The organism is Anoxybacillus flavithermus, assembly GCF_002742685.1.
Lineage (GTDB): Bacteria > Bacillota > Bacilli > Bacillales > Anoxybacillaceae > Anoxybacillus > Anoxybacillus flavithermus_E.
Genome location: NZ_PEDM01000002.1, coordinates 56,640 through 73,960, shown reverse-complemented (window position 1 = coordinate 73,960; position 17,321 = coordinate 56,640). Strand labels below are relative to the sequence as shown.

The following is a 17,321-nucleotide window of genomic DNA, read 5'->3' as shown; positions in this document are numbered from 1 at the left end:
ATGTATGCTGTTGTCGCGATTACGAAACATGGGGTACATATTGCGAGAAAGCTATACGATCAACTTCCGCATGCGCACATTTATTATACGGATAAATTTGCGAAAGGGGACGAACACGAGAAGGGTATTCATTTATTTTCAGGAAATGTTCGGCTGTTGTTGCCACAATTGTTTGCTACGTATCGCGGGCTCATTCTTATCATTTCGCTCGGTGCTGTTGTACGCATGATTGCACCGTTGTTAAAAGATAAAAAGACAGATCCTGCTGTTGTTGTTATTGATGATAAGGCGGAACATGTCATTAGTGTGTTATCTGGCCATTTAGGAGGAGCCAATGAGCTGACAAGGAAAGTGGCGAGTTTGCTTGACGCTCGTCCAGTCATTACGACAGCATCCGATGTTCAGCAAACGATTGCGGTTGACTTATTCGGTCGCCCGTTCGGATGGGAATGGGAAAATGAAAACAATTTGACGCCTGTGAGCGCTGCGGTTGTTAATGAGCAACATGTCGCGATTGTACAAGAATCAGGAGAGCGCAATTGGTGGACGTATGATACGCCGATTCCAGCAAACATTCGACAATATGCTTCGATCGCTGAGGCGCTTGAAGCGAAGCCGGATGCGGCGCTTATTGTCACGCATCGCTTGCTCGAAAAAGAGGAAGAAGCGATTTTACAAAACGGGGTGTTATATCGCCCAAAAGTGATTGTCATTGGTATCGGCTGTAATCGTGGGACGAGCGCAGAAGAAATTGAACACGTCATTGATGAAACGCTACAACAGCTTCGTTTTTCAATGAAAAGTGTGAAAGCGTTATGCACGATCGATTTAAAAAAAGATGAAGAAGGGTTAATAGCCGTCGCAAATAAATATAAATGGCCGCTTATTTTTTACACGCCTGAGCAGTTGAACGACGTCCCGATCGATGAACCTTCGGAAACGGTATTCCGCTACACGGGAGCATATGGGGTAAGCGAACCTGCAGCGAAGCGATATAGCAGGCAAAATAAGCTTGTGTTAACGAAAAAAAAGAGCGGAAATGTAACGATTTCCGTTGCACTATGGGAGGGACAAGAGTGAGGAGAATTGTCGTTGCAGGAACGGGAAGCGGTGTCGGCAAAACGACAGTGGCGCTCGGTTTAATGAGCGCATTTAAACAAAAAGGATATGTTGTGCAAGGCTTTAAATGTGGGCCTGATTATATTGATCCGACGTATCATACGGCGGTAACAGGAAGACGTTCGCGCAATTTAGATAGTTGGATGGGGAACGAACAAATTGTGCGCCACGTATGTAGACGTGGGAGCGAAGGAGCGCATTTGTCGATTATTGAAGGGGTGATGGGACTATTTGATGGAAAGCGTGCGACGACAAATGAAGGTTCCACTGCAGAAATTAGCATCATGACTGAAAGTCCTATATTATTAGTCGTTGATTGTTCAGGCATGGCGCGTAGCGCTGCGGCAGTTGTGGGGGGATTTCAACGGTTTGATGAGCGCGTTCGCATCGTTGGAGTTATTGCGAATCGCGTTGGGAGCGAAGGGCATTTTCGGCTTGTGAAAGAAGCGATTGAACGACAATGCGGTATTCCTGTCGTTGGCTATTTGTTAAAAGAAAACGATTTGAAGATTCCAGAGCGTCATTTAGGGCTTGTTCCGTCTGTGGAGCGTGGAGAACTTCAACCGTTTTTTGACGAACTTGGGAAGCGAATTTCCGAAACGGTTGATTTGGATGCGATATGGGATTTAGCAGAGGCGAATGAGCTGACAAGCACGCCGTTTATTGCACCGAAGCAGACGTACGATGTGCGCATTGCCATCGCGAAAGATGCTGCATTTCATTTTTACTACGAAGAAAATTTGGAAATGCTTCAGGCGTACGGAGCGACACTCGTTTATTTTTCACCTCTTGCAGGTGAATGTGTGCCGAACGATGTGCACGGATTGTACATTGGTGGAGGATTTCCAGAGGAATTTGCCGCGGAGCTTGCGCGTCATGAAAAAGTGAAACGATCAATTGCTGAAGCGATTCAGAACGGGTTGCCGACGCTTGCAGAGTGCGGTGGATTTATGTATTTAACGGAAGGTATTGAAACGACCGATGGACAATATTACGAGATGATCGGCATCATTCCTGGACACGTACGCATGCAACAAACGCTTGCAGCGCTCGGTTATCGTGAAGTGACGGGGGGAGAAGGAAATTTTTTGTTTGAACAAGACAAAGCGAAAGGACATGAATTTCATTATTCAACTTTCCTTCCGCATGTCGAAGAAAAGTTTGCATATGAGGTGAAAGGATTGCGCGGGTGTAAAAAAGATGGGTATATGGACAAACGTCTCGTTGCCGGTTACGTTCATTTTTATTTTCCATCAAATCCTTTGCTTGTTGAGCGGTGGTTGAAAACATGTACCGAGGTGAAAGGTGATGCGTAAGGCGCTTCCGATTATGTTTCAAGGAACGCATTCGGATGCTGGAAAAAGCGTCATCGCGACCGCCTTCTGCCGCATCTTTGCACGAAACGGGTGGAAGACGGCACCATTTAAATCGCAAAATATGTCACTTAACTCATATGTAACGGTCGATGGGAAAGAAATCGGACGTGCCCAAGGGGTACAGGCAGAAGCGGCAGGCGTGCTAGCGACGACGCATATGAATCCGATTTTAATTAAGCCGAGCCGCGATCAAGAAGCGCAAATTGTTGTGCATGGAAAACCGTACGAAAATATGAAAGCGAGTACTTACCGCAGCGAGTTTTTTGACATCGGACTTGAGCTTATTCGACAGTCGCTTGACATATTAATGAGACGATATGATCGTCTTGTCATTGAAGGAGCAGGCAGTCCTGCGGAGGTGAATTTAAACGATCGTGAGCTTGTCAATATGCGCGTGGCGCGCATGGCGAACGCCCCCGTTGTTTTGATTGGTGATATTGAGCGTGGAGGAGTGTTTGCGAGTTTAGTTGGCACATTGCAGTTGTTAGATGAATGTGATCGGAAACGTGTCATTGGGGTGATCATTAATAAATTTCGCGGCGACCTTTCGCTTCTTCAGCCGGGATTGCGTTGGTTTGAGCAATATACAGGCGTGCCTGTGCTTGGCGTTGTCCCGTACATGCACATGCGAATTGATGCCGAAGATTCTGTGACGCTTTCTCGTTATGCGACGAAAAAAGATGATACGAAAATGATTGATATTGCAGTCATCCAATATCCGCGCATCTCGAATTTTACAGATATCGATCCGTTTTTTGTTGAATCGGATTGTTCGGTACGGTTCGTGACGGATGTATCCGCATTAGACGAGCCTGATATACTCATTTTTCCTGGAAGTAAAAATACGATTGAAGACGTTCGCTTTTTAAAAGAAACGGGGCTGTTTTCTGCCGTCCAGCGTTTATATGAACGAACCGATGTGACAATGATCGGCATTTGCGGTGGCTATCAAATGCTCGGTGAACGTATTAAAGATCCATTTCATGTCGAAACACCGCTCGATGACATAGATGGATTGAGTTTGTTGCCGGTTGAAACGACGCTTGCATGCGAAAAAACGACGGTGTTATGCGAAGGAAGATTAATCTATAAAAACAAAACGTTTCATGTAAAAGGATATGAAATTCATATGGGGCGTTCGATTGTGAAACATGGAGAACCACTTATTTTGCTCAACGGTAAAACAGATGGATGTAAAACGAAAGATGAGCGCGTCATCGGAACGTATATGCACGATTTATTTCATAACGATTCGTTTCGTCATCATTTATTAAACGACGTGCGGAGAAAAAAACAACTTCCGCCATTAGCGGAGCGCCCGCTTTATCGGCAATTACGTGAGCAAGCATTCGATGAGCTAGCAGATTGTATTGAAACATATGTCGATGTGAAAACGATTGAACAGAAAATGATTGAATTTCAAGGGGGAGATAATGATGCTTTATGAACAAATTGGGGAAGAAGTACGCAATTATATTGATCAATTGACAAAACCGCGCGGCAGTCTTGGAAGACTTGAGGAACTAGCCATCGAGGTTGCGAAAATGACAGGGGAACGTTTTCCAAGCGTCACACCGCCGGGCGTACTCGTGTTTGCCGCTGACCACGGCATCGCAAAAGAAGGGGTGTCCGCATATCCACAAGAAGTGACGGCGCAAATGGTGTTAAATTTTGCGCGCGGTGGGGCGGCGATTAACGTATTTAGTCAACAAATTGGGGCAATATTTTCAGTTGTTGATGTTGGCGTGGCGGTTGATATTCATGAGGAAAACATCATTAACGAAAAAGTGGCGTATGGAACGAACAATTTTGTCGATGAGCAAGCGATGACGAAAGAAGAAGCGGAGCAAGCGGTACAAGTCGGATATCGACAAGCAAATCGGATGATTGATGGCGGTATTCGTTGTCTCATCGTCGGGGAAATGGGGATCGGGAATACAACAACTGCCAGTGCGTTGTTAGCGGCAGTGAGCGGTCGAAGTGTTACAGAGCTTGTCGGCAAAGGAACAGGTATTCATGATGAAGCGGTGAAACATAAAAGGAGAGTCGTTGAACGAGCGCTTATGCTTCATCAGCCGAATGCGTCCGATGCTATCGATTTATTGACAAAAATCGGCGGACTTGAAATTGCGGCGATGGCAGGAGCGATGATCGCAGCGGCAGAGCGGCGCATTCCGATTTTGCTTGATGGCTTTATTTGTACCGTCGCAGCGTTAATCGCCGAACGAATAGATAAACGTGTCGTCCATTATATGATTGCGGGACATCAGTCGCAAGAACCGGGTCATCGCATCGCTCTGGAGTTGTTACATAAAAAGCCGCTTCTTGATTTGTGTATGCGTCTTGGCGAAGGAAGTGGAGCCGCAGTCGCGTTTCCGATTGTTCATATGGCGATGGCGATGCTTCATATGGCGACATTTTCCACTGCAAACGTATCAACAGGGAGCGATCATAATGAATAAAGGAAAAGTATATATTGTTGGCGCAGGTCCTGGCGATCCCAAGCTTATTACTGTATATGGACGTGAATGTATCGAAAAGGCGGATGTTATTATTTATGATCGTCTCATCAGTCGTGAACTGTTGACTTACGCGAAAGAAGGAGCGGAGCTTTTATATTGTGGCAAAGAGCCGAGAAAACATGGAAACATTCAACAACAAATTCACGAATGGCTTGTAGAACATGCGTTGCAAGGAAAAACGGTCGTTCGATTAAAAGGCGGCGATCCGTTTATGTTCGGTCGCGGTGGAGAAGAGGCGGAGCATTTGCGAGCGCACGGCATTCCGTATGAAGTCGTCCCCGGTGTGACAGCTGGCGTCGCTGCTTCGGCATATGCGGGCATTCCGGTGACGCATCGCAACTATGCGGGCGGGGTGACGTTTATTGCGGGGCATCAAAGCGGAGAACGTGATCGCATTCGCTGGGACGCATTAAGTAATGCAACAGATACGATCGTATTTTATATGGGGATGGCAAATATCGCTTACATTTGTGAACAGTTGCAACGTCATGGCAAAGATGGCGAGACGCCTGTGGCAGTCATCGAATGGGCGACGACAAATAAACAACGAACGGTTGTCGGTACGTTACAAACAATCGTTGCCATCGTTCATGAAAAACAACTTTCTTCCCCTGCCATTATTGTCGTCGGGGATGTTGTGAAACTGCACGATCAGTTAAAGTGGGTGGAAGAAAAATGGTAATTGTTTATACGGGAGACGGAAAAGGAAAAACAACCGCAGCTGTCGGTCTTGCCGTCCGCGCTGCGGGGCACGGAAAAAAAGTGATTGTTATTCAATTTATAAAATCGCCGCATCGTCCATATGGAGAAGCAAAAATATTGCAGCAACTTGGTATTGCCGTGCATCAAACAGGCGTTGGCTTTACGTGGACGAAAACGCCAGAACAACATCGCGAAGCGTTGCAAAAAGGGTGGGCGCTTGCAAAAAAATGTATGTTGTCTGGGGAGTACGACATCGCCATTTTAGATGAATTAAATGTGGCGTTAGCCATTACATCGTTTCCAATTGATGATGTTTTGCCACTTCAAGATGTCGTGCATACGTTAACGAATAAGCCAGCTCATACGCATGTTGTCGTGACAGGAAGGGGGGCAAAAGAGGAAATAATTGAACTTGCCGATTTAGTGACGGAAATGAAAGAAGTGAAACATTATTATCATAAAGGCGTTCATGCGATTAAAGGGATTGATTTGTAGATGATATTTCATCTTTATCGTTGAATAATGTAAAGATAAAATAAAAGTAAAGAATATTTTGGGGGGATACGATGGAAAGTAACACATATGTTTATTCGTCGACGCTTTCTTCGAAACATCAGGTTGACGATTCCGGCGAAGGTGAGAGAATTGCTTGGAGCAGAACCAGGCGATCAAGTTGTGTTTGTTTATGGCGAAAATCGAGAAGTAACGTTGAAAGTGAGAAAGAAAGATTCGTTACTATCGTTATTTGGAAGCATGCCACCAAAGCGAGAACAGAAAGATATGAATTGGGAGGACATTCGAAAAGAAGCTAGGGAACAATGGCTTGCTAGCAAGCAAAAGAAAGAAGATGAACGATGTACATTTTAGATGCAAATGTAATTGTTCGCTTTTTAACGAATGATGATAAAATCCAATCACCGATTGCTTATCGATTATTCGAAAAGGCGGTAAACGGAGAACTGTCGTTTGTACTACATCCGTTAGTGATTGCAGAATGTTGTTGGGTTCTTGAGTCAAAACGTTACGGTTATCGGAAAGAAAAAATAGCTGAACGTTTAACACAGCTTGTTGAGGCTTCATGTATAAAAACGATCGATAAAGAGGTTGTGTTGCAAGCGATAGCGAGTTATGGAAAGCATCGTGTTGACTTTGCTGATGCTTATCTTAGTTCACTTATGAAACATTCTCCTACCGTACAAGCGGTCGTCACATGGAATGAAAAGGATTTTAAAAAACTAGCATGTGAATATTATTTGCTCGATCGTATTGTGTGAAAAAGCTGATCAAAGTCAGCTTTTTCACAACACGTTAAAATATCTCGCTTCCGGATGGGCGAAGACGATGGCGGAAACGGACGCTTCTGGTTCCATCATATACCCTTCCGTTAAATGAATGCCAATTTCTTCTGGACGCAATAGACGGAATAGTTTCTCTTGATCTTCAAGATTTGGACAAGCAGGGTAGCCGAAAGAAAAACGTTGTCCTTGGTATTTTGCTGCAAACCGTTCTTCCATCGTAAAATCAGGAGAATCCGGAAAGCCCCAACGGTCGCGCATAATTTGATGGACGCGTTCCGCTAATCCTTCCGCTAGTTCAAGCGCTAGCGCTTGAATGGCATGGCTTTTTAAAAACTGTCCTTCTTCTTTGAAACGTAATGCTAAATCGCGCACACCTGCCCCAGCCGTCACAGCAAACAGTCCGACGTAGTCGATTTGTTCGCTAGAAAGATAGTCTGCTAAACATAAATACGGTGCTTTCGTTTGCCTTGGAAATGTAAATGTCTCGATCATTGTTTGTTGATCGCTCGGATCGTAAATGATCACCGTATCGCCATCGCTTCTGGCTGGGAAAAATTGATATACCGCTTTTGGCGCAAGTGACTTTGTTTGTTTTGCTTCAGCGAGCAGCTCCTCGATCAACTCTTTTAACATGATTGCTTTTTCGTTTCCTTCTGCCAACAGCTTTTTTACATTTCCTTTTAAACCGAGATGGTGGCCAAGAAGCATTTGCCAATTAACGTACGGTTCGATATGCGAAAGCGGAATGTCTTTTAATGTATGTTTTTCTGTATCGGTCGGAACGTAAATGGGCGCCCGTTTCACATTTGATTTTGTCATGACGGCAACGGCGTTTTGCTGTTTTGTTACATGTTCCATTTTTTCTTTTTTCTCATAGGCGATGTCTTGTTGAATGATGCGGTTGGCAAGCGTCAATCCTTCCATCGCGTCTTTGGCGTATAAAACGATACCGTCATATTCAGGAGCAATTTTCGTATCGGTAAACTTGCGTGACAGAGCCGCTCCGCCAACTAAAATCGGCAGGGAAATACCCGCTTGTTTTAAGTCTTGTGCAGTGAGCACCATTTGTTGTGCGGATTTGACAAGCAGCCCTGATAAGCCGATCATATCAGGCTGTTCGTGACGCACTGCTTCGATGAGCTGTTGCGGCGTTACTTTAATGCCTAAATCAACGACGTGAAATCCGTTGTTGCTTAAAATGATGTCGACTAAATTTTTGCCGATGTCGTGTACATCGCCTTTGACGGTCGCAAGTAGCACTTTTCCTTTCACGCTCGTTTCGTTTTTTTCCATATACGGCTCTAAAAAGGCGACGGCCGCTTTCATCACCTCCGCGCTTTGCAACACTTCGGCGACGATGAGCTGATTATCGTTAAATAAACGACCGACTTCGTCCATTCCGTTCATCAGTGGACCGTTAATAATGTCAAGCGGGCTGTACGTTTGTAAAGCGAGCGTCAAGTCTTCGATGAGCCCGTCTTTCGTTCCTTCAATGACGTATGTGGCAAGACGTTCTTCTAACGTCATATGAACGTTTGCTTGTTTTGGTTGTTTCGTTTTATCGCGATAAAATTGAATAAATGCGTTTAACGTTTCATCGTTTGTGTCGAATAACAATGCCTCGGCTAACCGTACTTCTTCTTCAGGAATGGAAGCGAATCGCTCTAATTTTTCCGTATTGACGATTGCATAGTCAAGACCAGCTTGCGTGCAATGGTATAAAAAGACGGAGTTCAACACTTCCCGCCCGACAGGTGGCAAACCGAATGAGACGTTGCTAATGCCGAGCATCGTTAAACAGTTTGGCAAATGTTGTTTAATAAGACGAATGCCTTCGATCGTTTCTTTTGCTGCGCCAATATATTGCTCATCTCCTGTACCGATCGGGAAGACGAGCGGATCGAAAATAATGTCGTGCGGTGACACGCCATATTTATTGACGAGTAAATCGTATGAACGAAGGGCGATGTCTAGCTTTCGTTTCGCGTCAATCGCCATGCCTTGTTCGTCAATCGTGCCGACGACGACCGCTGCCCCGTATTGATGAAGAAGCGGAACAATTTTTTCAAATCGTTCTTCGCCGTCTTCTAAGTTAATGGAGTTAATAATTGCTTTTCCTTGCGAATACGACAAGGCGCAGGCGATGACGTCTTCATCGGTCGAGTCGATCACAAGCGGCACTTTCACCTTTTTTACGACTTGTTGAATAAATCGCTCCATATCTTCTTTTTCATCGCGGTCAGGGTCGGCTAAACAAATGTCGATGACGTGCGCCCCATTTTTTACTTGGGCACGGGCGATTTCTGCCGCTTCTTCATATTTGCCTTCCGCAATGAGCCGTTTAAACTTGCGCGAACCGATGACGTTCGTTCGTTCTCCGACAAAAAGCGGGCGCATCGTTTCATCGTAAATGAGCACATCGATGCCTGAGACAGCATGCATCGCAAACTGTTTCGGGATGACACGAGGCGGAATGTCACGCACCGCTTCGGCAATCGCTTGAATATGTTGTGGCGTCGTGCCGCAACAGCCGCCGACAATGTTTAGCCATCCTTTTTCAGCGAATTGGCGAATTTTTTTCGCAAGCATTTCTGGCGTTTCGTGGTAGTGCCCTTCTTCGTCAGGAAGCCCAGCGTTCGGATAACAGCTGACGGCGGTGTTCGCTAGTGAAGCGAGCGAGCGCAAATGGTCGGTCATAAATTCCGGGCCCGTAGCGCAGTTTAAACCGACGGCAAAAGGTTTCATATGTTGAATGGAAATAAAAAACGATTCGATCGTTTGCCCAGCAAGCGTCGTTCCCATCGGTTCAATCGTTCCAGAAATCATAAGCGGCACTTGTTTTCCGACCGCTTGAAACGCTTCGGTAATGCCGAGAAAGGCGGCTTTGACGTTTAACGTATCTTGGCACGTTTCCAACAACAATAAATCGACGCCGCCAATTAATAGCCCGCGCGCCTGTTCTTCATAGGAAGAAACGAGTTCGGCAAACGTTGCTCCGCCTGTGACGGACAGCGTTTTTGTCGTCGGACCCATCGAACCAGCAACGAAGCGAGGGTGATCGCTTGTTGTATATTTTTCCGCTGCTTGTTTCGCAAGTTTCGCTGCTTCAATATTTAATTCAAGCGCCAAATGGCCGAGGTTGTATTCGTCTAAGACGATGCGGGTCGCCCCAAACGTATTCGTTTCCACGATGTCCGCTCCAGCGGCAAAATACGCTTCGTGAATATGTGAAATGACGTGCGGAGCGGTGAGTGTTAAATATTCGTTACATCCTTCGTACGCTTCGCCGCCAAAATCGTCCGCAGTTAAGTTCGCTGATTGAATCATCGTCCCCATCGCACCGTCAATAATTAAAATTTTCTTTTCGAGCTGTTCAAATAAACTAGCCATAATAAACCGTCCTTTCTTTTGCGAGCCGCTCTTTTTCATGAATGTAGCGAACGAGTTCGACCGTCATATCGTAACGTAAAAATGGGGTAATTAAATAAATGCCTTGGAATAAATCGAACGCGGCATCGATGAGCGCTTTGGCGATCGCTAATCCTTCTTTCGTTGATTGAACCGGGTCGTTGGCACAAGCAGCCATGCGGGCACGAATGTCGTCTGAAAGCGTAATGCCCGGCACTTCGTGATGTAAAAAGTCGGCGTTGCGCGCGCTTGTGAGCGGCATAATGCCGATGTAAATCGGCGTCGGTAAATGTTTCGTCGCTTCATACACGTCTTCGATTTGTTTTTCGCTATAAAGCGGCTGTGTTAAAAAGTAGTGCGCCCCGCATTCAATTTTTTTCTCTATCCGCTTTACTGCTTTATCTAAATGACGCACGTTCGGGTTAAAGGCGGCAGCAATTGAAAAGTTCGTCTTTTGTCCGAGCGGTTTGCCTGAATACGAAAGCCCTTCGTTAAATTGCCGAATTAACGAAATAAGGTCAAACGATGATAAATCATAGACGGACGTTGCGCCTGGAAAGTCGCCTACTTTTGACGGATCGCCTGTTAAAGCGAGCACGTCGGTCATGCCGAGCGTATGAAGCCCCATTAAATGCGACTGCAAGCCGATTAAATTGCGGTCGCGGCATGTAATATGAATAAGCGGGCGCATATTCAGTTGTTGTTTGACGATCGTGCCGACAGCGACGTTGCTAATGCGCGGTGTCGCAAGCGAGTTGTCGGCAAGCGTTAAGGCATCAATGTGTGCTTCTTTTAACGCTTTTGCTCCTTCTAAAAATGTTGTTAAGCCGAGCTTTTTCGGTGGATCGAGCTCGACGATAATCGACCGCCGTGTGCGAGCGATGTCGGCAAGGGAAGGCTCTTTTGTTTGTTCTGCTTCTTGAACGACGATTGTATGCCGTTGTTTTACATCTTTTTTGCATACAGGTGTGCGGTCAGCAAGGGCGCGAGCAATGGCGGCAATATGTTTTGGCGTCGTACCGCAACAGCCGCCGATGAGGCGCACCCCTTGATCGCGAAACGCACGGGCGGTTTCTTCAAAATATTGTTCGCTCGTTTCGTAAATGAAGCGACCGTCGCGATATTGCGGTAAGCTTGCGTTTGGGTATACGGATAAGAAGGCGTGTGTCGGAATCGGCACTTCTTCAAGTGAACGTAACATATGATACGGACCGAGATGGCAGTTTAAACCGACGACATCAGCACCGAGTTGTTCTAATTGACGAAGCGCCTCGGCAAGCGGCATGCCATGTTGCAACACGCCAATGTCGTGAAGCGTGACGTGGGCGATGATCGGCAACGTCGTTTCTTTACGAGCGATGGACAGAACAGTTTGCAATTCTTCAAAATCGTAATACGTTTCAAGTAAAAGTCCGTCAACTTCTTCGTTTAACAGAACGTACAGCTGTTCGCGAAATGTTCGTTTCACTTCTTCAAGCGAAATCGTGCTTTTGTTCGTGCTCCGTAGTCCGCCGATCGTACCGAGCACGTAGGCGCGCCCTTTTGCTGCTCGTTTCGCAAGCTCAACCGCCGCTTCGTTTATTTCTTTTACGTCATCTTGCAGCCCGTAACGGGCTAGTTTTACGTAGTTGGCGCCGTATGTGTTCGTTTGAATGACTTCAGCTCCTGCTTCGATATACGCCTCATGAATATGGACAATTTCTTCAGGTTTTGTGACGTTTAATTCTTCAAAACAACGATCGATGCCGTGCGCATATAATAACGTTCCCATCGCTCCATCTGCGATGACGATGCGTTCTTTTAAATCATCTAACAATCCCACGTCCATTCCTCCGTTTCTTTGTTTAAAGTAAAAAAGTCCTCTCCATAAGAAGAAGACTTGACGCGCTCCTTCTTATCTTCCAAGCGAATCGCTTGTCTGGACTTAGCACCTTGACGATCGTCAGGTTGCTGAAGGTTCATCAGGCCAGTCCCTCCCCTTCTCTCGATAAGATGTTGTATGAAGTTACTCATAAATGTAACTGATTTTTTAGAAATATTCAACTATTTTATTTCAAAAAAGAAAAAGAAGGCAAAGCGCCTTCTTAACGATAGTTGACGAATTGGACGTCAATCGGTAAGTCTGCTTCACGAATAGCGGCGATTACTTTTTGCAAGTCGTCTTTACTTTTGCCGCTGACGCGAATTTGGTCTTCTTGAATTTGACTTTTTACTTTTAACCCTGTATTCTTAATGATTGTGTTAATTTTTTTCGCATTGTCTTTGTCGATGCCTTGGACGAGTTTGGCACGTTGGCGCACCGTTCCGCCAGATGCAGCCTCCACTTTTCCGTATTGAATGTTTTTTGTCGGCACGCCGCGCTTAATGAGTTTGCCGATGAGCACATCTTTCAGCTGTTCAAGCTTAAATTCATCGTCGGAAATTAAAATAAGCTCATCTTTTTCAAGCGAAATGTCGCTTTTGCTTCCTTTAAAATCATAGCGATTTTGAATTTCTTTTAACGCGATGTTGACGGCGTTTGTGACTTCCGACAAATCGACTTTTGATACAATATCAAATGAACTTTCTTTTGACATAATAATCACCTCGGCATAAATTCGTTTTGCTTCCATTATAGTCGATTGTTGTCATACGAACAACTTTACAAAATCTTTATATATAAAAAGTAAACAAAATGTCGAATGTTGTCGATATAATAAATGAAGCGATGATTGAAAGATAAGGAGATGAGAAAATTTTATGAAAAAAATCATTTCACTCATGATGGCAGTCGTTTTATTGCTTGCCGCAGGGTGTTCGCAAACGAGTTCTTTTCAACCGAAAGAGCGGATAAAAGTGGGCATTATGTTGTCGGACGTCGGACTTGGTGATCAATCGTTTAGCGATTCGGCGTTTAAAGGACTGATGAAAGCGCGTGATGAGCTCGGCGTCTTTTTTGACTATCGTGAGCTAAAAGAAACCGAGACGTATGAAAAAGGGCTAACGGAACTTGTTGAAGCAGGAAACGATCTCGTCATCGGATTAGGTTTTATGGTGCAGCAAGATTTAGAAAAAGTTGCGAAAAAATATCCGAAACAGCAATTCGTCTTAATTGATGCGGTATCCGATTTGCCAAACATTACATCCATTACGTTTAAAGAAGATGAAGGAAGCTTTTTAGCTGGCGTAGTCGCTGGCATGTTGACGAAAACAAACAACGTTGGTTTTGTTGGTGGAGCGGATGTGCCGCTTATTCGCCAATTTGCGAACGGCTTTATTCAAGGGGTAAAAGCGGTGAAGCCAGAAGCAAACGTGCAAGAAGTGTATGCCGGCAATTTCGGTGATGATAAACTTGGGGCACAAATTGCAAAACAAATGATCGCAAATGGGGCAGACGTCTTGTATGCGGCGGCTGGATTTACAGGTGTCGGTGTGCTTCGCGAGGCGGAAATGAATAAAAAATATGCGATCGGTGTCGATAGCGATCAATATTTTTATGCGGAAAAAGCAGTCGTCACATCGATGTTAAAAAATGTCGATGTGGCATTATATACGGTCATTAAGCAATATGTTGACAAGAACGAAGTACCAAAAGGAACGGTCGAACTAGGCTTAAAAGAAAACGGCGTTGATTTAGCACCGATTCGTGTCGTGACATTTACTCCAGAGCAACAAGCAACGCTTGAAAAATGGAAAGAAAAAGCAGCCGGTGGCATCGCGCAATAAAGGAGGGATACGATGTCGATTAAACAACGATTATTATTTCATTCATTAGCAACGCCAGTCATTGCCGGGGCGATTATCGTGTTTATTATTATGAACATGCTTTCGATTCAATCGTCCAATCAAGATTTTGTTCCGCTTATGATGAAAGCACAACATCTACAGGCAGAATTGAAGGCGACGAAGCAAAGTTTAAGCAACTATGCGTATAGTCCAACAGAAGGAAATAAACAAGAAGTGATCGTTCATTTAGCGGAATCGGAAAAGCTACTTCAAGCATTAAATAAAGGATTAACTGAGCCTTATTTCCGTTCTGCACTTGAACAGGCGAATAAAAAATTTGCTGAGCTTGCGAAACAATCGAACGAAGCGCTTAATGCAAATGATGTAGCGGAAGTGCGTCGCCAGTCGATGCGCGCAGAAGGGGTATTGAACGACATATACGTCGTTAACACATATGTAAGCGAGTATTATACGTACATGCAACAAACGTTACAAAAACAAATTTCAGGCGTTATTACTATTTCGCTTGTTGCGATTGTCATCGTGTTATTGTTTGCAGGATTTAGCGGATTCCGTCTAACGCAAAAAATTACGACGCCACTCAAAAAAATTGCTGAAAACGCGAAGCAAATCGCAAGCGGCAATTTGCGTATCGAGCCTGTGAAATATAACGGGAAAGATGAGCTTGCCGATTTAAATGCGGCGTTTACAACGATGGCGGATCAACTAAACGAGTTGCTTCAATCTGTTGATACGGTAAGTAAGCGAGTGGAGGCATTTGCGAAAGAAATTGATGAAGAAACAAAAACGTTAACAGAAATTAACAACCAAGTCGCTGTCTCGACAAACGAATTGTCCGCAGGGGCGCAAAGTATTTCGGAAGACTTACAACAGGCAGTACAGCTTATTGAACGAATGGAACATACTGTACAAGAAAATGTGGGGCGTACCGAGCGAACGGCACATTATAGCGATGAAGCGGTGGATGCGATTGTGCACGGTCAAGCGGCGTTAGCCGAACAAAAAACGTTTATTGACGAAAATGCGAAAGCGACCGCTTCCATTGAGCAATCGACAGAACAGTTTGCGACATATGCAAGCAAAATTGAAGATATGGCAAAAGCGGTAGCTGATATTGCAACGCAAACGAACTTGCTTGCGTTAAACGCGGCGATTGAAGCAGCGCGAGCAGGAGAAGCGGGCAAGGGGTTTGCCGTCGTTGCCGAAGAAGTGCGCAAACTTGCGGAAGAATCGTCGAAAGCGACAAGCCAAATTTTTGAGATGGTGCAGCTTATTCAATTCGGGGTAACGAATGTGACGGAGGCGGTTCGCCGCGGGGTAGATATTGCTGAAGCGCAAGTAAAAGCGATTGAAACGACAACCGATGCGTTTGCTCAAATTGAAAATAAAGTGCACGATATTACAACAGACATTCAAGCGCTTGTCGTCGGCATGAACGAATCAAAAGAACTCGGCAAAAACGTGTTGCAAAACGTGGAAAGCATTAGCGCGGTCGTTGAACAGTCAGCCGCAGGAAGCGAACAAATTGCCGCTTCCATGGTCGAACAGTTAGAAGCGTTCAAAAAAATGAGCGAAAAAGTGACGACGTTGCGCCAACTAACAGACGACTTACAAAAAACGATGGCAAAGTTCCAAATGAAGTAAAAAAGATGCTCCGCGCGAGCATCTTTTTTACTAAGTATTGTTCAACTTTTTCGTTTTCAGTCGTATGTTGCAGTGATATAATGTGAATTGCACGGTGATATGCAGGGTGGGCAGTGGCTACTCCCTTATAGAAAGGGGGGCTACTGATGATTGCAGTTGAAGATGCACTAACGTTAATGATTGCCTTTGCATCTTTAATTGTCGCAGTAATTGCGGTTGCTAAAGATAAAAAGTAACCCACCCTGCTAGGCCCAAGTGAGGGTAGGTTACTTCCTAACATGTCTCGGGCCACTGCACGTCTTGCAGTAAGCCGTGTATTGTAGGGCATTGGTGGCAGCCGATGCCCTATTTTTATGTCAATTCATTTTCACCTTTCATTATAACGCGAAAAGGGAACAATGAAAAGAGATACTGCGATCCTCTTGTTTTTACAAATGATTCGTTTCTTTTGAATAGGCGCGTTTGCCAGCTTGGCGGTTTTTTTCGCGCTCCATATTTTTTTCATGTCTTTTTGCATTATTGTCTTTTGCTTTTTTGTCGTTATCGCTTGTCATCGTCTCGCCCTCCTTTTATCGGTAGTGTAATCATTGCTCAAGCTGTTTATTCAAGAAAAAGAGGGCGATCGTTCCCGGTCCGGCGTGCGCTCCGATGGCACCGCCAATTTCAGAAATGAAAAATTGTTTGCATCCGAACGTTTCTTCAATCATCGCTTTTAATTCGAGCGCCGTTTGTTCATCGTCACCGTGGCTAATGCCGATCAGTTGGTTTTCAACGTCTGCTCCGCGCTGTTGCATCAGCTCGACCATGCGCTTTAGCACCTTTTTCCTTCCACGTACTTTCTCAATCGGAATTAACTTTCCGTCCTCGACGTGAAGAAGAGGTTTAATGTTTAACACCCCGCCGACAAACGCAGCCGTTTTGCTGACACGTCCGCCGCGCGCTAAATATTGCAAGTCATCGACCGTAAAAATATGTTCCATATGGCGACAATACGTTTCGATTGTCGCGACGACATGTTCATACGGCATGCCGCTTTCAGCTAGCTCAACCGCTTTTTTTACGACAAGTCCAAGGCCGAGCGATGCGCATTTCGAGTCGATGACCGTCAATTTTGCATGAGGATATTGTTCAAGCACTTCGTTTTTCATCATGACGGCTGTTTGATATGTACCTGACAAAGCAGAAGAAAAAGCAATGTAAATGGCAGGGATGTTTTCTTGCGCAAGTGTCGTAAATAGCTCTTTCATTTCGGAAGGTTTCGCTTGCGACGTTTTCGGCACATCGCCTTTACGCATCGCTTCGTATACTTGTTTTGGTTGAATCGTCAGTTGGTCATCGTAATCGTGGTCGTTTATATGAACAGTTAACGGCAAAAAAGCAATTTGTTTTTCTTGTATAAAAGAAAGTGGCAAATCGCACCCGCTATCCGCTATAATTTTAATATTCATTTCAATCACCCCTATGTATGTACTTATTTTAAGTGTAGCGATTCTTATAAAAAAAAACAATCTTATCGTTTTGTAGGA

Annotated in this window: 16 protein-coding genes and 1 riboswitch; of the genes, 11 read left to right on the top strand and 5 right to left on the bottom strand. The window is 44.9% G+C overall.

The features are described 5' to 3' along the window. The 8 genes from CS060_RS02440 (at position 1) to CS060_RS02405 (ending at position 6,993) form a co-directional block, all read left to right on the top strand. Positions 1-1,080, top strand: a complete 1,080-nt coding sequence (locus tag CS060_RS02440) for a cobalt-precorrin 5A hydrolase (RefSeq protein ID WP_035046085.1) — start codon at positions 1-3, stop codon at positions 1,078-1,080. Next, a complete protein-coding gene (locus tag CS060_RS02435) occupies positions 1,062-2,435 on the top strand; it encodes a cobyrinic acid a,c-diamide synthase CobB (protein WP_052025479.1) in 1,374 nt (457 codons plus the stop codon). The genes CS060_RS02440 and CS060_RS02435 overlap by 19 nt, the downstream gene beginning before the upstream one ends. Further along, positions 2,428-3,942, top strand: a complete 1,515-nt coding sequence (locus CS060_RS02430) for a cobyric acid synthase (RefSeq protein WP_099668660.1) — start codon at positions 2,428-2,430, stop codon at positions 3,940-3,942. The genes CS060_RS02435 and CS060_RS02430 overlap by 8 nt, the downstream gene beginning before the upstream one ends. After that, entirely contained in the window at positions 3,932-4,957 is a 1,026-nt protein-coding gene (gene cobT, locus CS060_RS02425; protein WP_052025484.1) for a nicotinate-nucleotide--dimethylbenzimidazole phosphoribosyltransferase, read from the top strand. The genes CS060_RS02430 and cobT overlap by 11 nt, the downstream gene beginning before the upstream one ends. Then, positions 4,950-5,699: a uroporphyrinogen-III C-methyltransferase gene (gene cobA, locus CS060_RS02420; RefSeq protein WP_099668659.1), complete on the top strand. Its 750-nt coding sequence runs from the start codon at positions 4,950-4,952 to the stop codon at positions 5,697-5,699. Before cobT ends, cobA begins: the two co-directional genes overlap by 8 nt. Then, positions 5,693-6,214, top strand: a complete 522-nt coding sequence (cobO, locus tag CS060_RS02415) for a cob(I)yrinic acid a,c-diamide adenosyltransferase (protein ID WP_035046093.1) — start codon at positions 5,693-5,695, stop codon at positions 6,212-6,214. The genes cobA and cobO overlap by 7 nt, the downstream gene beginning before the upstream one ends. Positions 6,215-6,301: 87 nt before the next feature. Then, positions 6,302-6,586 (top strand): AbrB/MazE/SpoVT family DNA-binding domain-containing protein, encoded by a 285-nt coding sequence (locus tag CS060_RS02410; protein WP_035046095.1) that lies wholly within the window; start codon positions 6,302-6,304, stop codon positions 6,584-6,586. Then, positions 6,574-6,993, top strand: a complete 420-nt coding sequence (locus tag CS060_RS02405) for a type II toxin-antitoxin system VapC family toxin (protein ID WP_035046097.1) — start codon at positions 6,574-6,576, stop codon at positions 6,991-6,993. Before CS060_RS02410 ends, CS060_RS02405 begins: the two co-directional genes overlap by 13 nt. A gap of 24 nt (positions 6,994-7,017) precedes the next feature. Here CS060_RS02405 and metH read toward each other — a convergent pair whose 3' ends face one another. The 3 genes from metH to CS060_RS02390 form a co-directional block, all read right to left on the bottom strand. Continuing rightward, positions 7,018-10,407, bottom strand: a complete 3,390-nt coding sequence (gene metH, locus CS060_RS02400; protein WP_099668658.1) for a methionine synthase — start codon at positions 10,405-10,407, stop codon at positions 7,018-7,020. Further along, the gene (locus tag CS060_RS02395) at positions 10,400-12,247 is read right to left on the bottom strand and encodes a bifunctional homocysteine S-methyltransferase/methylenetetrahydrofolate reductase (protein WP_035046184.1); all 1,848 of its coding nucleotides are present in this window, start codon (positions 12,245-12,247) and stop codon (positions 10,400-10,402) included. The genes metH and CS060_RS02395 overlap by 8 nt, the downstream gene beginning before the upstream one ends. 69 nt (positions 12,248-12,316) lie before the next feature. Continuing rightward, positions 12,317-12,419, bottom strand: a riboswitch (SAM riboswitch). A gap of 90 nt (positions 12,420-12,509) precedes the next feature. Continuing rightward, complete coding sequence (locus CS060_RS02390; protein WP_021094041.1) at positions 12,510-13,001, bottom strand: YajQ family cyclic di-GMP-binding protein; 492 nt, start codon at positions 12,999-13,001, stop codon at positions 12,510-12,512. 163 nt (positions 13,002-13,164) lie between these two features. On the opposite strand from CS060_RS02390, the gene CS060_RS02385 reads away from it, so the two are divergent. The 3 genes from CS060_RS02385 (at position 13,165) to CS060_RS14250 (ending at position 16,031) form a co-directional block, all read left to right on the top strand. Then, a complete protein-coding gene (locus tag CS060_RS02385) occupies positions 13,165-14,130 on the top strand; it encodes a BMP family lipoprotein (protein WP_035046100.1) in 966 nt (321 codons plus the stop codon). Between the two features lie 12 nt (positions 14,131-14,142). Then, on the top strand, positions 14,143-15,795 hold the full coding sequence (locus CS060_RS02380) for a methyl-accepting chemotaxis protein (protein ID WP_099668657.1): 1,653 nt from the start codon (positions 14,143-14,145) through the stop codon (positions 15,793-15,795). Positions 15,796-15,941: 146 nt separating this feature from the next. After that, the gene (locus tag CS060_RS14250; protein ID WP_003395444.1) at positions 15,942-16,031 is read left to right on the top strand and encodes a putative holin-like toxin; all 90 of its coding nucleotides are present in this window, start codon (positions 15,942-15,944) and stop codon (positions 16,029-16,031) included. Between the two features lie 192 nt (positions 16,032-16,223). Here the strand turns inward: CS060_RS14250 and CS060_RS02375 are convergent, their stop codons facing one another. Together CS060_RS02375 and CS060_RS02370 are read right to left on the bottom strand one after the other, a co-directional pair. Continuing rightward, positions 16,224-16,349, bottom strand: a complete 126-nt coding sequence (locus CS060_RS02375; protein WP_003395443.1) for a DUF3941 domain-containing protein — start codon at positions 16,347-16,349, stop codon at positions 16,224-16,226. Positions 16,350-16,379: 30 nt separating this feature from the next. Beyond that, a complete protein-coding gene (locus CS060_RS02370) occupies positions 16,380-17,243 on the bottom strand; it encodes a DegV family protein (protein ID WP_035046103.1) in 864 nt (287 codons plus the stop codon). Positions 17,244-17,321 lie beyond the last annotated feature (78 nt).

What these genes read in the sequence shown, in the direction of transcription:
- CS060_RS02440 (WP_035046085.1), top strand. Translation starts at nt 1, where the DNA reads ATGTATGCTGTTGTCGCGATTACGAAACATGGGGTACATATTGCGAGA.
- CS060_RS02435 (WP_052025479.1), top strand. Translation starts at nt 1,062, where the DNA reads ATGGGAGGGACAAGAGTGAGGAGAATTGTCGTTGCAGGAACGGGAAGC.
- CS060_RS02430 (WP_099668660.1), top strand. Translation starts at nt 2,428, where the DNA reads ATGCGTAAGGCGCTTCCGATTATGTTTCAAGGAACGCATTCGGATGCT.
- cobT (WP_052025484.1), top strand. Translation starts at nt 3,932, where the DNA reads ATGCTTTATGAACAAATTGGGGAAGAAGTACGCAATTATATTGATCAA.
- cobA (WP_099668659.1), top strand. Translation starts at nt 4,950, where the DNA reads ATGAATAAAGGAAAAGTATATATTGTTGGCGCAGGTCCTGGCGATCCC.
- cobO (WP_035046093.1), top strand. Translation starts at nt 5,693, where the DNA reads ATGGTAATTGTTTATACGGGAGACGGAAAAGGAAAAACAACCGCAGCT.
- CS060_RS02410 (WP_035046095.1), top strand. Translation starts at nt 6,302, where the DNA reads ATGTTTATTCGTCGACGCTTTCTTCGAAACATCAGGTTGACGATTCCG.
- CS060_RS02405 (WP_035046097.1), top strand. Translation starts at nt 6,574, where the DNA reads ATGTACATTTTAGATGCAAATGTAATTGTTCGCTTTTTAACGAATGAT.
- metH (WP_099668658.1), bottom strand. Translation starts at nt 10,407, where the DNA reads ATGGCTAGTTTATTTGAACAGCTCGAAAAGAAAATTTTAATTATTGAC.
- CS060_RS02390 (WP_021094041.1), bottom strand. Translation starts at nt 13,001, where the DNA reads ATGTCAAAAGAAAGTTCATTTGATATTGTATCAAAAGTCGATTTGTCG.
- CS060_RS02385 (WP_035046100.1), top strand. Translation starts at nt 13,165, where the DNA reads ATGAAAAAAATCATTTCACTCATGATGGCAGTCGTTTTATTGCTTGCC.
- CS060_RS02380 (WP_099668657.1), top strand. Translation starts at nt 14,143, where the DNA reads ATGTCGATTAAACAACGATTATTATTTCATTCATTAGCAACGCCAGTC.
- CS060_RS14250 (WP_003395444.1), top strand. Translation starts at nt 15,942, where the DNA reads ATGATTGCAGTTGAAGATGCACTAACGTTAATGATTGCCTTTGCATCT.
- CS060_RS02375 (WP_003395443.1), bottom strand. Translation starts at nt 16,349, where the DNA reads ATGACAAGCGATAACGACAAAAAAGCAAAAGACAATAATGCAAAAAGA.
- CS060_RS02370 (WP_035046103.1), bottom strand. Translation starts at nt 17,243, where the DNA reads ATGAATATTAAAATTATAGCGGATAGCGGGTGCGATTTGCCACTTTCT.